Source organism: Blautia sp. OF09-25XD (assembly GCF_003482095.1).
Lineage (GTDB): Bacteria > Bacillota > Clostridia > Lachnospirales > Lachnospiraceae > Fusicatenibacter > Fusicatenibacter saccharivorans.
Genome location: NZ_QUMG01000030.1, coordinates 1 through 17,765 on the forward strand (window position 1 = coordinate 1; position 17,765 = coordinate 17,765).

General features: G+C 36.9%; 18 protein-coding genes. All 18 read left to right on the forward strand.

What is annotated here, in order from left to right:
* The first annotated feature begins 137 nt into the window (after positions 1-137).
* Positions 138-386 (forward strand): type II toxin-antitoxin system prevent-host-death family antitoxin, encoded by a 249-nt coding sequence (locus tag DXA93_RS17000; RefSeq protein ID WP_021905858.1) that lies wholly within the window; start codon positions 138-140, stop codon positions 384-386.
* 1 nt (position 387) lies between these two features.
* Complete coding sequence (locus DXA93_RS17005) at positions 388-687, forward strand: type II toxin-antitoxin system RelE/ParE family toxin (RefSeq protein ID WP_055306317.1); 300 nt, start codon at positions 388-390, stop codon at positions 685-687.
* Between the two features lie 532 nt (positions 688-1,219).
* Complete coding sequence (locus DXA93_RS17010; protein ID WP_008705329.1) at positions 1,220-1,447, forward strand: hypothetical protein; 228 nt, start codon at positions 1,220-1,222, stop codon at positions 1,445-1,447.
* On the forward strand, positions 1,440-1,658 hold the full coding sequence (locus tag DXA93_RS17015; RefSeq protein ID WP_055227196.1) for a hypothetical protein: 219 nt from the start codon (positions 1,440-1,442) through the stop codon (positions 1,656-1,658). Before DXA93_RS17010 ends, DXA93_RS17015 begins: the two co-directional genes overlap by 8 nt.
* On the forward strand, positions 1,655-2,005 hold the full coding sequence (locus DXA93_RS21075; protein ID WP_242856687.1) for a hypothetical protein: 351 nt from the start codon (positions 1,655-1,657) through the stop codon (positions 2,003-2,005). The genes DXA93_RS17015 and DXA93_RS21075 overlap by 4 nt, the downstream gene beginning before the upstream one ends.
* A gap of 384 nt (positions 2,006-2,389) precedes the next feature.
* Positions 2,390-3,418, forward strand: coding sequence for a hypothetical protein (locus DXA93_RS17025; protein WP_118640014.1), 1,029 nt, complete (start codon positions 2,390-2,392; stop codon positions 3,416-3,418).
* A complete protein-coding gene (locus tag DXA93_RS17030) occupies positions 3,415-3,897 on the forward strand; it encodes a PucR family transcriptional regulator (protein ID WP_158579541.1) in 483 nt (160 codons plus the stop codon). Before DXA93_RS17025 ends, DXA93_RS17030 begins: the two co-directional genes overlap by 4 nt.
* Positions 3,898-4,117: 220 nt before the next feature.
* A complete protein-coding gene (locus DXA93_RS17035; RefSeq protein WP_118600675.1) occupies positions 4,118-5,185 on the forward strand; it encodes an HD-GYP domain-containing protein in 1,068 nt (355 codons plus the stop codon).
* 130 nt (positions 5,186-5,315) lie between these two features.
* Entirely contained in the window at positions 5,316-5,732 is a 417-nt protein-coding gene (locus tag DXA93_RS18800; protein ID WP_243109261.1) for a hypothetical protein, read from the forward strand.
* A gap of 20 nt (positions 5,733-5,752) precedes the next feature.
* Positions 5,753-6,982, forward strand: coding sequence for a hypothetical protein (locus tag DXA93_RS18805; protein ID WP_243109262.1), 1,230 nt, complete (start codon positions 5,753-5,755; stop codon positions 6,980-6,982).
* A 159-nt stretch (positions 6,983-7,141) separates the two neighbouring features.
* Positions 7,142-11,296 (forward strand): Cna B-type domain-containing protein, encoded by a 4,155-nt coding sequence (locus tag DXA93_RS17040; RefSeq protein ID WP_243109263.1) that lies wholly within the window; start codon positions 7,142-7,144, stop codon positions 11,294-11,296.
* A gap of 182 nt (positions 11,297-11,478) precedes the next feature.
* The gene (lepB, locus tag DXA93_RS17045) at positions 11,479-12,021 is read left to right on the forward strand and encodes a signal peptidase I (protein WP_118600671.1); all 543 of its coding nucleotides are present in this window, start codon (positions 11,479-11,481) and stop codon (positions 12,019-12,021) included.
* Positions 12,022-12,077: 56 nt separating this feature from the next.
* Positions 12,078-13,256, forward strand: a complete 1,179-nt coding sequence (locus DXA93_RS17050; RefSeq protein WP_118600669.1) for a DUF7601 domain-containing protein — start codon at positions 12,078-12,080, stop codon at positions 13,254-13,256.
* A gap of 100 nt (positions 13,257-13,356) precedes the next feature.
* A complete protein-coding gene (gene srtB, locus DXA93_RS17055; protein ID WP_199671264.1) occupies positions 13,357-14,259 on the forward strand; it encodes a class B sortase in 903 nt (300 codons plus the stop codon).
* A complete protein-coding gene (locus tag DXA93_RS17060) occupies positions 14,246-14,935 on the forward strand; it encodes a Spy0128 family protein (RefSeq protein ID WP_055227179.1) in 690 nt (229 codons plus the stop codon). The genes srtB and DXA93_RS17060 overlap by 14 nt, the downstream gene beginning before the upstream one ends.
* Before the next feature lie 156 nt (positions 14,936-15,091).
* Positions 15,092-15,568, forward strand: coding sequence for an RrF2 family transcriptional regulator (locus DXA93_RS17065; protein ID WP_082424891.1), 477 nt, complete (start codon positions 15,092-15,094; stop codon positions 15,566-15,568).
* Between the two features lie 134 nt (positions 15,569-15,702).
* Entirely contained in the window at positions 15,703-17,367 is a 1,665-nt protein-coding gene (locus DXA93_RS17070; RefSeq protein WP_118600667.1) for a PucR family transcriptional regulator, read from the forward strand.
* Positions 17,368-17,633: 266 nt separating this feature from the next.
* Positions 17,634-17,765, forward strand: a 132-nt coding sequence (gene tnpA / locus DXA93_RS20795) for an IS66 family insertion sequence element accessory protein TnpA (protein WP_442857657.1), incomplete at its 3' end; no start/stop codon positions are given.

Below are 17,765 nucleotides of genomic sequence, written 5' to 3' on the forward strand. Positions count from 1 at the left end.
GAAAAAGTATAAAAAGGGTCGCTAACCCTAATGCATAAAATAAAAAGCTGTAAAAATCTACGTTGAATTTTACAGCTTTTTGTGTATAATAGAAGTAGCAGAAACAATTTAAAATCAAAGGAAGGAGCTGAAAGAATATGGCAAATATTTTACCAGTATCTGATTTGAGAAATTATAATGAAGTCCTGAAGAACTGTCATAAAGGAGAACCAGTATATCTGACTAAGAATGGCAGAGGACGTTTCGTTGTCATGGATATTGAAGATTATGAGCGTGACCGTGCAGAGAAAAAGCTTCTCTTGAAGCTGCAGGAAGCTGAAGAAGCAGTGAAAGACGGAGAAGGCTGGCTGGATCTGGATGAATTAAAAGCACTTGTGGGGGAATAAGATGTTAAAACTGCGGATCAATCCGATTGTTGCAAAGGATTTGAAGAACATCCGGGATTACATTGCTGAGGATAATGAAGAATATGCGGCAAAGACAATAAAGGAAATTTACGGTAAATTTGAAAACCTTCAGATGTTTCCTGGAATGGGGTCGGATCTCTCCAAACGGGTCAGCTTTCGGACAGATTATAAATATGCGATATGGGAAGATTATGTTATTATCTACAAGATCGGTAACGAATATGTAGAGATTTATCGTGTAGTTAACCGATATCAGGATATCACGAGAATCTTTGATTGATAACAGAGATGTGATAACAAATTGATAACACCGTTCAGTACAGTCTGTGGACTTTGGACAGTGGAACACATATAAAACCAGATAGAACCATAATCCCTATACAAAAGTGTATAGTGATAAGATTTTATTTGCGAGTTTGAGTAGCGGACTAAATTGCGAAAAAGCCCATAAATAAAGGCTTTGCGGGCTGTTTGGATGTTCCGGTGGAGTGCAAATGGAGTTAAAAAATATTTTTTTTCTTTGTTTTCTTTCCGGAGTTATCTGAAATTTTCGCAAAAAGTAACTATGCTCAGAAAATATAATTAGTGTGAATATGAAGAACAGTTTGTTTTGATGGAAATATTTTCCGTCAGGGCAGACTGTTTTTTTTACCCTTTTTCAATGATATAAACTCCATGGTTCAGCGATAACACGTATGGAAACTGTGAAATTAAAATAATTTGCTAAATTTCGGAAAATGATGTCCGATTTTGCATCTGCCAGTACAGAGTATATGAAGAGATAAATATTCAAAATGCAGGAGGTACTGATTATGCAGAACAAATTATTTTTAAAGGCAGCCGATATTTGTGAACTTCTGGAAGTAAAACAGACATCGGCTTATGAGATCATCGGAAATCTGAACAAGGAACTGGAAGAACAGGGCTACCTGACGCTTAGAGGAAAAGTTCCGACAAAGTATTTTGTGAAGCGTTTCTACGGGGTAGAAGATACCTGTGAGATTCCACAGGAAGAAGGAAAGGAATGGTTTCATGCGTAAAAGAAAAATGTATTTATCAGTGGAAGACATTGCCGAACTCTTTGAGTTATCAGTTTCTTTTGCTTACCGGGTGGTGGAAAGAATGAATGCTGATCTGGCAAGTAAGAACTATTATGTGATTCTCGGTCGGGTGCCAACCCGTTATGTAGAGGACAAGATTTATGGTCTGGAACATGTTGAGCAATATTTGAAGGAGGATAAAGCGATATGAGTATAGTGCAGGAAAAAATGTATATGGATGTGGATGATGTGTGGGCAATTCTTGGTGTTTCTAAAGCGTATGCCTACAATTTGATGCGAGAGTACAACAAGGAGTTGAAAGCAAACGATCAGATGTATATGTACAGACAAAGCCCAAGAGCAGATGAGCGAGTAACAAGTACCGAAGCGAATGCAGTGGTTAAGGATGCAGGAAAGACAGATAGAAAAACGGCACAGCAGAAGCAGATGGTAGATGGAAAAGATAAGAAATTATCCATTCATGAACGGCTTGAAATCAATAAGAAGATTATTCAAGAAAAACAGGGAAAAGATAAGCCGGAGAGAGGAGCTGATTGAGGTGTGAGATAAACAGGGGTGCTAGAATAGCGGATACCAGGCTACTAATGAAGGTGTGGGAAGTTGATTCCTGCATCTTTTTTTAGTGTATAAATAAAGTTTTGCTGTATTTATTTGCGAAAATACAGATTACTTAAGGTGGAAAATAATATTACTTTTTGCTATAATACCGCTATATCATTGGCAGATGTTTAGGTTTTAGATAAACATATACTATAAAATACGGAGGTACAACACGAATTGGATACACAATAAAAAATTTTATTGACTCAAACAAATTCCCAGGGATGAAATTAATTAGTGACAATTCAGGAATCAATAGAGAAATAAGAGGAGTTCGAATTATTGTAGCTCCCAACATGGAAAATTTTCTGGGGGGGTGAGTTGCTCCTAACTTCTTTGCCCGCTTATGAAAAACTAGATGATCATATGATGGTAAGTCACTTAAATGAATTAAATAAAAAGCAGATAAGTGGATTTATTGTGAAAAGAAAGCAGAATACAGCTCATTTAAATAAGTTGTTTGAAACTTTGGTATGTTTTTGTGAAGAACACAATATACCTGTTTTGGAACTTCCACAGGATATCAGTTACTGGTTGGTTATTAAGTATGTACTATCTCAAATATGTAGTAATATCGTAGTTGCAAAATTTATTTATTCTAAATTAACTCGAGATGAAATCAGTCAGTATTTTGCTGGAAGAGCTATTAGAGAGAAAGCAATAGAGAAATTGATTTGTGGTCTGGAAACTATGCTTGGAAATCCTGTTGCTTTGTATGACGCACAATTTCATAATATGTATTCAAGTACATCAGAACCAATTGAATTAAAAATTTTAAAGGATAGCCCAAAATATGTGCCTAATATCATTACGCAGCTTGAATATATACGTCAAAAAAGAAATAATGTTGAATATATAAAAGAAATCGACATTTTCGGTCAGAGTAAGTATTATTTGCTAATATCAGAGATAAACGAACCATTAATGGAATTAGATTTTATAACATTAGAGGGGGCAGTTTCAGCTTTATTATATTTTTTAATTCAAAATGAAACGGTAAAGAGTATTGAAAAGAAATATCATAGAGATTTAGAATATCGAATGCTAAATGGATCGCTGTCAGAATCAGAGAAAGAGGATGTTGCAAATCTGCTTGATCTTAATGCAACAGATGAATATCGGGTTATCACATTTTATTTGAAATCTGGAAACAATAAAGAAAATTTCAGTGCTGAACAAAGAAAAGAGACAAAGATTGTAGAAAAAGCAGTTTTAAAATTTCTACCTAAAGAGTATATTTTTTGTAATACAAATCGAATCATATATATTCACAAGGAAAATAAAAAGAAGGAAAACGGGAATTTCGAAGAAAGCTGGAAAAATTTCAAAAAGAAACGCAAGATCAATTGACAGATAGAAAAGAACAATTTGAATTCCTGATTGGGATAGGAAAAAGTGTTAAAGGTTATCATGATTTGAAAGATTCTTTTGAAGATTCTAAAACTGCAATAGAATACATTGATGTCATTAGAAAGATAACAGGTGATATACAGAAGTCAGTAGTGGATTGTTCAAAATTAGGATTCTTTCATGTTTTTACAAATATTAAGGATGAAAAGCAATTAAGAACATATATACCAGATACAGTCCATGAGATTCATCAGTATGATGTTCAGAAAAATGGAGAACTGATTGATACGCTGGAATGCTATTTGAATCATAAACAAAGTATTCGAAAAACTTCAGAGTTAATGTGCGTGCATGCTCGAACAGTTTCATACCGTTTGCAGAAAATAGTAGAATTGACAGGAATGGATTTTGACAATGTGGCTGAGATATTAGCTGTTCGAAACGGAATTATAATATTAAAAATATTGGAATTGTTATAAAAGATAACGAATCACATGGTTAGTGTGGTTCGTTTTTCTTTTTGGAAAAATTCATATAATGGAACACTTCTTGCAAAATACACACACCATATTTGCAAATTTTGTGCATTATAAAAAATAGAAAGAACGATATACTATTATATGTGAAAATAGTATTAAGGAATATTTTTTTGACATAAACTAGTACCTTTAAGGGTTGAGTTACGTAAGAGGTGGAGTTATGGAGCAGGAAAAACCAATGGTTTGCACAGATAAGGACTTTGACAGGTTTTATGTAGCATTAAAATTAAATCTAAAAACAAATAGGTATGAATGCATTTACTCACATAATCAAGAGGTCTTTGAAATAGCAAGGAAGACAGAAGATTATGATACGTTTATTCAGATATATATAGAGAGATTTATTCATGATGCTGATAAATCAAAGCTACGAGATTTCCTGTTAAGCGATAAGTTAACAGAAAATCTGGTTCATGGCTATGCAGAGCAGGATATCGTATACCGCAGAATAGAGAGTGAAAAATCTTATATAAAGATGAGGGCTAAGAAATATGTGGATATAAAAGATAATATAGCAATGATTACATTACATAATGTAAAAAGAACCTACAGATCCGTAATGGAAATGAAACGAGAACTCCAGAAGAACGAGCGCGATAAGACCAAGCAATATTGGAATATGGTGTCATTATTGTCTACAGTTCTGGATCATAATAATTTATCAGAAGCGGAAAACCAGGACAATATTATTTTCTTTACAAAGCAGATGTATCTCCAACTGCAGAAAAATTATCCGGAATATGGAATTACAGACGAAGAAGTAGAAGCTGTATCACATTTGGCGCCAATTCATGATATTGGAAAAATCAGGGTGCCTGTTGAAATTCTGAACAAAAATGGCAGGCTGACAGATGAAGAGATGGAAACCGTGAGACAACATCCACTGGTTGGAGCTGAAATGACAAAGAAGTTTCCAAAAGGTCTTACTATAGACAAATTAAATGCGCTTAGTTATGAAATCTGCAGACATCATCATGAACGATATGACGGAGCTGGGTATCCGGATGGTTTGCATGGAGAAGAAATTCCTCTTTGTGCACAGGTTGTGGGACTGGCTGATGCATATGATGCCTTAATCAGTCCTCGCCCCTATAAAAGTAAACTGACTCATGGAGAAGCATTGCAAATGATCCTGAACGGGGAATGTGGCTCGTTCTCCCAACCGCTGCTTCATTGTTTTCTGGAAGCGGCAATGCAGAAGGAATGGATAAAAAAGGCAGATAGCTAAGAAAATGAAAATATGTTTTTAGGAGGAATTTGTGTGAAGAGGAAAAAGAGATGGCTAAGATGGATAGCCTGGACACTTTTATTGGTTTTGTGCATGAATAGCGCAGGAACGGACAGTTTTGGCAGTTTCAGTGGAAGAAGAGAATATTCCAAATATAAATAGTACTCAAGAGGGTGAACTGCACACAGAAGAATCTATTCCTGAGGAAAGTACATCATTGTCGGAAGAGACGTCGAAAGAAGAAAATACTTCGCCATCAGAAGAGACTCCTGGAGAGGAAATCACCCCGCCATTAGAAGAGATTCCGGAGGAAGAAATTACTCCATCCCAGGGAGAGCTTTCAGAAGAAGAAAAAGCCTTCGAGGAGCAGATTGCACAAGAGGAATCACCGAAACTTCAGGAGATTTCCGAAGGATTTGATATTGATTTTTATGTCATTATTGATGGAAACAAGGTAAAGCTTCAGCATAATGACATTACCGGCATTGCAACATGGAAAGACGGAAGAACTACCTACTATGGTGTTCCATCGAGGACCTGCTCCTGATATATGAAGAATTTGGATTTGTGAAAAATGGTGAGAATCAGAATCCGGATGCAAATAATAAGTTTGTATCTGCATACCGGGGAAAAAGCAGGATAGAATACGGAAAAGTTTATACAGACACAGAATCCGGAAAGACATATGTTTCTTACAATTATGGACAGAATAAACAAGGGGAAGCGATAGATGTTTACTACCTTCCAAATGGAAAAGGCCTTGCATTAAATTTAAAAGATTCTGTAAAAAAGGACAACTCGTTTTATTCCGTAGAGGTAAAGGGAGAAGGGCAGGATCGGATTCGTTATGCATTAACAGGAACTGTAGTGGAAGAAGCTGTGGCTGATTTTAATCCCCAATTGTCGGACCAGACAGACCAGATCGAATGGACCTGTATGGGAACAGATGATAAGGTGATAGATGGTATACGGGAATCAGGGAACCAGACGAGGTTCACAATCGGAAAGATCACACAGTCTTATGTGATCCAGAGAGCGGATCAGACAGCCTTTGACATTCAGTTTTATATATATGCAGACAATGAGGTTCGAAAGCTGCCGGCTGATTCTCTGAAAAAGGTGTATAAATGGAACCGTCAGGGCAGATGCTATTTATCTGTCAGTGATCTTGCTGAGATTTATAGAGAGTTCGGCTTGAATGCAGAGGAAACACAGTCCGGAAATTATTTTCCATATACAGTCCGTGGTGAGAAGACATTAGCACAGGCGACAGTGGTAACTTATAAAGGACAGCAATATGTATCTTATAACCTGGACAAGCAGGAAGCAACTGTACCAACAGACGTTTATTATATGCCAAAAGGAGCATCTGATGGCGAAAAAATTCCGGATAATAATTCAGACCAGATTAAGCAGAATAAGAACAGTTTCTATTCGGTTACAGTGATCAATCCGGATGGAAATCGAACTGTGAGTTACTATAAGAAAGATTCTGCGGTCACAATTTCCGTTGATCCTGGAGATACGAAGGAAAGCGACTGGCTTTGTGCCAGTGAGGATGAAAATAAAACAATTTCTCCGGTGAAACAGGGCGATAAACTAACCTTTTCTATTGGAAAGATAGAGCAACCATATACGGTTGCATGCAACACTTTTGCACCAGCAACCTTGAACATTAAATTCTATACTTTTGTAAATAATGAGAGATATAATGTTCTAAACGAAGAAATTCCTGTTATAAAAGATACTACAACAAAGCCGGGAACAGTTATTATTATATTTCTAATGATGAGTTAAAAAAGCATTTTGAAAAATTTCATTACGATGGTTCTATTCAAAATGAAGCAAAAGAGCGTTTTTTATTATTCCAAGAGAGATTACGATACAATCCATAATGCAGGGAAATACACGATAGAAGGTCATGAATGTATTTATATAGGAAAGTCCGGAGAGCCGATGGATGTGTATTACCTGCCAAATGGAGAAAAAATTGATCCCATGAGTGCAAAGACCTTATTCGAACACGACGATAATAGATATAACGGTTTTTACAGTGTGACAGTACAGGATGAAGATGGACAGGTTTACAGCGAAACAGCTTTGCGTGATCTTCCGGCAATTGATTTTGTTGCAAGAAAATCAACACTTACAAGAACAGTTAGTACAAAGCCGCGTGTAGAAGAACAAACGCAGGATATAAACTGGGAATGCAGAAAGGAAGATGGTACTCTTTCAGAAGTTACATGGAGTAAAAATGAAGCAAAGCATACCATGAGCTTTACTATTAAGCCAGATGATGCAGTACGTCCATATGTGATTGTTCCTGATAATACAGAAAAACCGGCAGCAACAAAAGAAGCAAATATTAGTTTTTATGTATTTATCGATGGACATTATAAGCTGATAAAAAATATTAATGCTGAGCAGCATTACATAATCAAAGCAAACAGTGGCCGAGCCAGTCGTTATTATTTGCGAGCTACACCAGATGATACGATTTCTAAAATTTACAGTGAGTTTGGTTTCACTCCGAGCAAGCTGGAGCCCGGCGCAGATCAGAAAGAGAAGATTCTGTTTGGTTATGCGACAGACAGCCGTGTGTTTGTACAGCACCCTTATAAGGACAACGATGGTACATGGTATATTCCTGTCCTGAAAAACGGGAAAGATGTATCTGTCTATTATTTCTCACAGCCAAACCCACTGAATCCAGACAGAATCGAAAATTATTTTGATCGTTTGACAGGACTTTCTTCTCAGGTTGGGCTGGCAGGAAGACATTTCAGTGTAGAGGGAAGTTTTCATCTGATTGAAGTGTTGGATCCACTGAACCTGACCAAAAGAGAGGCGATTAAGAGACAGTATGTAGGCCATGGGGAAGCATATACTGTGGAAGTACCAAAGAGGGCAAGTTTAGAAGGTGAGTATTATGGCAAGGAGATTGTCTGGAGTTGTACATCTAATGACAGGGACGAAAATGAGGTTCTTCCGGAACCGTCCGGAGATGATAAGGTAAAATTTGAAATTCCGAATGTTAACTCATCTTATGAGGTGATCGCAGACAAACCGCTGGAGTCTGGGGCAGTCAGGGTTATCTATAATACAACTCGTTATATGAAGAAACTTCCTAAGGAAGCTAAGTTGACCCCTCAGGTTGAGAATAAGACAAGACACACAGATGATTATGAGAATGAAATAGAAGCTGGAAAACATAACGTTAAGTCACCATATCCTCTGGTTTATGATCATGAAGATAATGACAGCAAAGAGTTGGAACAGTATGAATTCGATCATTGGGATTACAGAAACAAAGACGGAAAGTGGCAGGAATGCGGTGCAGGGGATTCTATTTCTGATCTTATAAATAATAATGCAAGACAGCCAATCACCCTCTATGCAGCGTGGCGTAAGGTGAGTAACCAAAATCGAAAACAGGTACAGTTTTATATCTGTAAGTCAGCGATGCCGGAAGATGGTTCAGTAGCATTACCAACCACGAATGTAGACGATTATACAAGTGCGGTTGCCGTGGCAAACTGTAATGTGAAGGCAAGTATATTGCATGATGTTCCAGTTCTTGGAAATAAGAATCCATCTACGTGGGAACAGTATGCGGATGGAAATAAGAGAGTGCAAGAACTTTTGCAGGGAACTAAACCAGATGAGGGATATATTGGAAATGGAGACTATATCTACAAGATAGATAGAATTCCTTCCGATGAAGAGGTATTCCAGACAATTCGTGAAAGCGGACGTATGATTCGTATCGGAGACAGGGAGATTCCGCCATCGAAATTAGATACCGAATTCTTCACCATTTATTGGTATTCTTTCAAAAGTGAAATGTCCGATGGGTGGCATATTGACGGACGTATTGTAGCAAAAAATGGTTACCTGACAGTAAAGAAAGATTTTGTCGGAATGCCGGAAGCAATAGAGGAAGTCAAGAAAGATTATTATATCCAGGTAGATATGGATGAAAAGTTTTTAGATGGAAAACCGCAGCCACCTGCATTTCATGAGCATATGAAACTTGTGCTTCCTTCAGAAGATAGCCAGAAACCGGATGCAGAAGCTCCGCAAGCGGAGGATGCTCCAATAGAAGTTGTAGGTACATGGACAGATGAAACACATACAAGCTGTACGTGGATCGTTAAGGCGGACTCATTCTGGAAATACACATTAAAAGAGTACAACTATAAGCCAAAAGATTCGAATGTGAAATTTTCAGGTTGGTACAATGTTCGCAATTCTCATGAAGAAGGAGATAATGTAAATTCATGGGAAGCATATCCAGAAAGTGGAATTAAATTCACAGGACGTGGAATTGGACGCGGTGGTGAAACTCTTACTATTGAATTGGAGAACCGTTATCAGAAAGAGGGAATACTCACACTGAACAAATTTGATGAGTCTACCGGACAAGGAATGGAGAAGATCAATTTTGCTGTTAGTAAGAACGGTGTTGAGGAGGAAGCGGTAACAACTGATAAATACGGAATCGCACAACTTCATATTCCGTTACAAGATGAGAACAAACAGAATCGAACAGCAACTGAGACGTATTTGTTGCGAGAGACAAACTTACCGACGGGATATGTAGACACAGGAGATATACAGATCACAGTTGAGATTGCCAATGGAGCATTCAAAATCACTGATGCAAAACTGGTGGATAGGAAGGCTAACGAAAATCAGGAGGCTGTTAAGGCACCAGTTGATGGTAAGATAGACGGAAAATCTGTTCTGCTTCAGCGGGGAGATACCAGTCTTAATATCCGAAATTTTGCTAAAACAGGCACTCTGCATATCAAAAAGACATGGGAAAATCCAAATGATGCACTGACGGAAAAACAGGTGAAAATCAGATTGTATCAGAATGGAATTTCTACAGGACAGGAATTCTTGCTGAATGAAGAGAACGGATGGGAACACACAGTCGACAATGTTCCACTATTCCAGGACAGAATTCCGGTGGAATATAAGGTGGAAGAAATCGAGATAGGAAAGACACATTATTCTTCGGAATACGGGGATGGTTTCCTATATTATGAAGTTATTTATCCAGAGATTCAGTATTTCGATTCAAATGGACAACAAATATTCCCGAAGGATGAGAATGAGTTCAAGGATGTTTCCAAGATGGAACTGGAAGTGCAGAATCTGCATTTCAATCTTGCTGAACGAAGTTTCTTAAAGACGGATGATCTTCCAAGAAACCGACTTGCTGGTGCAGGTTTTCTGTTCTACAAAGTACCGTATGATGATGTTACGAAAGAATATGCGGATGATACAGGATATACAGTAGATTATGACAATACACAGAGCAAGGACGATATCGTTCTGAAAAAGGATGGTCAGAAGTGTAATCCTGATTTTGACTTGCAACTGACTGATGAGAATGGAATGCTTCAGTTATCGGAGGAGATACCAGATGGCAGATACTGGATGGTAGAATCTGTTACTCCGAACAAAAAGAACAAAGCAGATAAAACCAAAACACAGTATCAGGATAACTTTAATTTATATATGGTCGATGTAGAATCCGATATTTTATTCCTATATGAGAAATCACCGACGACAAATACCTGGAGAGCTGTTTCGGACAGACATATCGTCAATCATCCGCAAAAAGGCGGGGTGACGGTTGAGATTACAAAGGAAGTCACTGGTCCACTTGGAAACCGCAAGAAGCCATTTGATATGGAAATTCTCTATTGGGAAGATGGTCAAAAGCTGCGTAGTAAGACACTTAGAACATCCTTGAAACATGGAGATAAAGTTACATTACAAAATGTAGATATATCTTCGGATATCATAATAACAGAAACTGTTGATACATCAAAATACGCTGTTTCGATTTCTAAAAAAGAAGAGAATGATAAGTATTCAAATCCAGTTCAGGCAACATCGAATGAAAATACGGCTGTCATGAAACAGCGGATTGAGGCTGCACGAGGAGATGTGATTGAGTTAAAAATCACAAACGAAAACACACAATCAATACCGGAAACAGGGGTTCGTCTGGGAACAAGCAGGCATGTATGGCTATTACTCGCTATAAGTATCGTTATGGTTCTGTTTTTCTGGAGAAGACGGAAAATGGAATAGACACTGCTATGGAACAAAACTTGCAAAAATACATCCGCCTTTTTACATGTTTGTTGCATTGGAATAAAAAAATAAACCACTATAATAAAGGGTACAAACTAGTACCGTGGATGTCTGAGTTGACCTAAAACAAATAAATCCCCTAGAAGGGTTATGGGCATCCATTTTTATGGAAGGATAGGATGAAGAACGAAACTGAACGGTCAAATAAAAACAACAATATAATACAGGAAACATCTGTAGCACAGGATATTGTTCAGTTGTTATTGAAGATTGCATTTATTATCTTAGCAGTATTTCTTATTTTTACATTTCTCTATGGAATTGTAAGAATAAATGATGTCTCCATGAAACCGGCAATCAAAGACGGTGATCTGGTCATGTATTACCGATTGGATAAAAGGTTTATCTCCGGTGATGTTGCAGTGTTTGAAGCTGATGGCAGAACCACGACCGGACGTGTTGTGGCAGTAGCAGGAGACACCGTTGACATTACAAAAAACGGACTGAAGATAAATGGTGCAGAACAGATATCTCAGGACATTTACTTTGATACCACCCAATTCAAAGATGGAGTGGATTTCCCGGTCACAGTCGGGAGCGGCCAGGTATTTATACTTGGAGATAACAGGCCTCAGGCATCGGACAGCCGAATTTATGGCTGCATTGATATAAAAGATGTCAAAGGAAAAGTCATCGCGATTATTCGGAGCAGGGGAATTTAATTACCAGAGCCGTTAATCAAATAAAAAACAAAATAATTTACAAGGGAGGAACTAAAATGAGCATGAAAAAATTCACTAAGAAAATGCTCGCAATTGTCGCAGCAGGTGCTATGACAATGGGAATGGCAATGCCGGCAATGGCAGCGGATCAAACAACGACAGACACAAAAAATAATGCAAAGGAAGCCTATATCAGCAAGACCTACAACACTGAGGTGGGAAAAGCAGAGACATTTAGCTTTACTGCTACACAGATTATGGAGGGGGATGATGTAATACATACTGCTCATGCTGTTGAAATACCAACAATCAGTTTTGAAACAACTGATCTTGGTACAACTACAAAAACTAAGAAAATTAATTTAGTAGGCACTGATTTTCCTGAAGCTGGTAGATATTCCTATACAGTAGAAGAGAACGAAACGGCTAATCCGTCTGTTACAGAGACAGCATATGAAAAACTGATTATGTCCGATGCTGAGTATAGAATGGATGTATATGTTGTTGAGAAAACTGGTGGAACACTTGAAATTGATAAGATCATTGTAAATAAGACAAAAGATGACAAAGGTAAAGCAACAACAGGTAAAGTAGATATTGGTGGTGATGCAAGCAAGAATGGTTTCAACTTTGTCAACACCTATGTACAGGAAGCTGGTACAGGTGAGAAACCAGATCCGAATAAGCCAGATCCTGACTATAAAACAAACGGTGCATTGAACGTATCCAAGAAGGTTATTCAGAATGTAACAGATGCCGAAAAATCTCTTCCAACTGAGAAATTCGACTTTACTGCAAAATTTGAATTCCCGGCAGGAACAGATGCAAAAACACTTGGCGGTGTAAAAGACAAAGATGGTAAAGATGTTACGTTAGACGCGACTGGACAATGTACATTCCAGCTGGGAAATGGCGAGAACATGAAATTCACAGGTCTTCCAGTAGGAACAACGATTACCGTAACTGAGGCTGCAAAAGCAAACTACAAGGGAAGCACTGTAGTTACACTTAATGGTGTGGAGACATCTAAAGCAGCACAAAAATACAATGAAGCAATTACAGCCAGTGGTAAACTCGGCCAGAAAAAGAACATTGTTGACGTAACCAACAGATTCAACAACGTACCAACAACTGGTATTATCATGAACACTCTTCCATACGTTCTGATGGTTGCTCTTTGTGCTGTAGCACTGTTTGGATTCGTTGCTTTCAAACGCAAAAAAGTACAGAAATAATTACATAAAATCATAAAAGTAACAGCAAAGGGAATGCGTGCGGCGATACTCCGTCGCATTCCCTTTTGCAATAAGAAAGGAAACTTCAGGAATATTTCATATGAAAAAAGCAGCAAAGTTTTTAGTCAAAATAGTCGATCATATGGTGAATTTTATAGCGTTATTGCTGATTCTTATGGTAATGTTCCTGTCATGCTATATGTTATGGGATTCCAATCAGGTATATCAGGCGGCTGATGCGAAGAACTACGAAGCCTATATTCCAACAGAAAAACATACGAAATCTTTTGAAGAATTGCAGAAAATCAATCCGGATATTATTGGCTGGATTCGAATAAATGAAACAAACGTTAATTATCCGCTGCTTCAGGCAGAAGATGATGATACTTATATGAATACGGATGCCGAAGGCAAATATTCTTTAAGTGGTTCCATATTTTTGCACTGTGCAAACAAACCGGATTTTTCCGATTTTAACAATATGATTTATGGACACCATATGGAAAAACACATGATGTTTGGAGATGTGGGGCTATTCGCAGATAAGGAGTATTTTGACGAACATCCATACGGAAATCTTTTTTTTGATGGAAAAGATCATGGAATTGAATTTTATGCATTGATTCAGGCAGATGCTTATAATGAGCGGCTGTTCAGTGTCAGTTCAGAGGAACCGGCAGCAAAACAGGCGTATCTGCAGGAAATATCGGACAATGCTTTACATAAAAGAAACATTGAACTTACTGAAAATGACCATTTGGTTCTTCTGATAACATGTACCTCAGACATGACAAATGGAAGAAATATATTAGTAGGAAGGCTTACGGATCAGGTCTATCCTGAGAAAGAGAAAGCCAAGAATCTGGGAACTGGAATTGATAAATTGAAAGAAAAGATGATTCAGGTGCCGGTTATCTACTGGATACTTTTGCTAATTATCGTTCTATTGCTGATAGATAGAAAATTAAAGAAGAAGGGAAAGAAAAAACATGAAAATTCTTGATTTAAAGAAAACAGCTGTCATATTGGTGACTATGCTCCTTTTTCTGAGCATGCAGATATCAGCGTTTGCATCTGATAACTGTACTGTAGTGAAAATTCCGGTGAGACAGATCTTTGACAGTGAAGTGGAAGGCATTGCAGATGAATTTTCTTATATTATGACAACCGATCAAAGCGACGCACCAATGCCAGCCGGAAGCCGCAATATGCAGTATTCCTGGACAATGGAAAAGAATGCAGCAACAGAGATTATACTGAATGTAAAAACAGCAGGACAGTATCATTATAACATTTATCAGACGACAGAAAAAAAGGATGATTATAAATATGATCAAAACAGGTACTATGTGACTGTCGAGGCTTACTATAATGAATCGAATCAGTTAAAAGTTGTCACAATTGTAGCAAATGAGAAGGGGGAGAAAATAGAAGCGATCTCTTTTAAAAACAGTTATATGGGAGAAGAAAAGCCGAATCTAACACAGCCCTCAAACCCGTCACAACCATCTGGTCCGTCCTATTCGGATGGATTAGGAAAAACCAATAGCGTAAAGACTGGAGATGACAGTCCTGTTATGGGATATTTCTTATTGCTGTTTGGTTCACTGATTTGTCTAAGTGTTTTAATCCATAAAAAACAGAAAAGAAATAAGGGAGAATCACAAGATGAGGCATAATATATGGAAAAAATACATAAAAATTTTATGTTCTTGGATTTTGATTCTTTCTATATGTTTTTTATCCTTAAATGTAGTAGTTGAAGCATCAGGCACAGATATGGAAATGAAAGGTTATACAATATCCCGAATTTATTAGACTTGAGGCGATAAAAGATGAAGCGCAAGGATAATAATTCGGGATTTTTCCTGTTTTGGAGAGGAGCAATTATGCAATTAAAAATTACAACGGATTATGCGATCAGAATAGTATATTATCTGGCTTGTCGTGGTGAAGTAATCACTGCGTCTGAGTTAGCTTACGAATTAAAGATTCCAGAAAGCTATATTCCAAAGATCACAAAAAAATTAAAAGAAGCGAATATAATTACAGCTTGCGAAGGAATAAAAGGTGGGTATTCACTTGTGAAAAAAACAGAAGATATTTCTCTGTTTGACATAATATCCTCCACGGAAGTAACCATGAAATTAAATCGTTGTTTAGAAGAGGATGGGTTTTGTTCCAGAAATGCAACAGAGCATTGTAAAGTACATAAAATATTGCTGGATGTGCAGCAAACTTATGACAATCTACTAAAGGGCATAAAGGTCTCGGAGATTATAAAACCAGATGCCGATGAGTTATCAGAATAGCTAAGAAAACAAACTAGAGAATATGAAAAACAATTATAGAAATAACTCCACCAATATATTAAAATAGATATAGCATAACATAATAAGGCAAAATAAAGATAAATCAAATCAATTGTAAAAGGAAGGGAATACAAATGGGGTATACAGTAAAGGACTTGCTTGAATCAAACAATTTCTCGGAAATGCAACTGATAAGTGATGATTCTGGAATTGGTCGTGAAATTAAAGGAGTCCGAATCATTGAAGTGCCAGATATGGAAAAATTCCTGGGGGGGGGTGAGCTGCTCCTGACAAGTATGCGAGCCTATGAAGCCACAGAGGAAGATGTTTTTTTGCATCATTTAAAAGAATTGGATAAAAAGCAGATAAGTGGATTTATAGTAAAGTGCTGTCAGAGAACTGAACACCTGAAAAGACTGTTTGATATTTTAATGGAATTTTCGCAGGAACATCATTTGCCCGTGATAGAAATTTCTGAGGATTTGTATTTTTGGGGGATTATTAAGCATATACTACTTCAGTTGTGTGATATTGAAACTGCAAAACTGAAATATTTTAAGATGACACATGATAATTTAAGTAATATTTTACTGAACGTGATAGATTCAAGGGAATCTATAGAGAGAATATTTTTCTTGATCAGTACCATGCTCGGGAATCCGGTCGGTTTATATAACGCAGATGGAACCTGTCTTTTTTCAAGTAATTCGGAAACACAGGATTTTAGAATTGAAAAAAATATTGCGGAATATAAGTCTGGAATTATAACCAGATATCAATATTTGTGTCAAAAAAGAAAAAATACTAACTATATTGAATATATTAAGAAGCTCAATATATTTGAAAGACAGGAAATGTATTTTGTTGTTTCAGAACAGAATGAACCATTGAGGGAATTAGATTTTATCGCGTTAGAGAATATTATCATTACATTACAGTTTAGTTTGATCAGACATGTATTAGAAGAGAATCTTGAAAAACGACATCTAAGAGATTTGGAATATCGTATGCTGAATGGTTCGCTGTCAAATGATGAAGAAAATGAAGTTGCAGGTATGCTTGGTCTTAATGATGCAGAGATATATCGGGTTGTCACTTTCCGTATGGATGCAATAAAGAATATGGAAAAATTTACCAATGCCCAGATAAAAGAAACAGAATTGGTCGAAAACGAAATTATACGTTATTTACCGAGGGAGCCTATTTTTTTGCAAACCAACCAGATTGTATATATTCACAGAGAAACGGAACGGGAAACCGGATTGGAATTTCGTAAAAAACTGGAGAAACTGCAGAAAACGATACAAGAATTTCTAGTTAATAGGGGAGTTGAAATAGATTTTCTGATTGGTATAGGTAAAACTGTCACAGGATACCATGAATTGAAGGAGTCTTTTAAATCTTCTAAAATTGCGCTTAAATATATTAAAGTTATTAGACGAATAATCGGAGACGAGGATAAGTCAGTTATAGATAGTACAAAGGTAGGATTCTTTTATCAGATACTGGAAAAGATGAAAGATATAAATCAGTTGCAAGCGTTTATACCGGAGTCATTGAATAAACTTCGCCAGTACGATATTCAGAAAAATGGAGAGCTGGTTGATACATTGGAATGTTATCTGAATGTCAACCAAAGCTTAAAAAAGACTTCTGAATTAATGTTTATTCATTATCGAACTGTTTCATATCGTTTGCAGAAAATAATAGAAATAACGAATATAGATTTTAATAATCCAGCAGAAGTGCTTAGTGTTCGAATTGGATTGATAGCAATTCGAGTTCTTGAAGTAATGTAGAATTTTTAAGAATCTTTTGGAGAGGCAAAGATGAGATTCATAATATTAAAAATATTGGAATTGTTATAAAAGATAACGAATCACATGGTTAGTGTGGTTCGTTTTTTTGTCCATTAATCGTAAGTGCAAAATAATTCGACGGATTGTGTTGCCCCAAAAAATATCCCATAATAATCAATAGAGAATGCAAGCATTTTACTTCATCTTTTCTTGCTAGAATGATAGATGCGAGCATTTTACTCTATTAAAGTTATGGAGGTGTGCTCATGAGAAGCAAAAGAATACCTGCCGAAGAACAATACCGTCTCATCATGGAATGCCGTCAAAGTGGATTGACAGATCATCAATGGTGTGTGGAACATGATATCAAGCCAGGAACTTTTTACAACTGGGTAAAA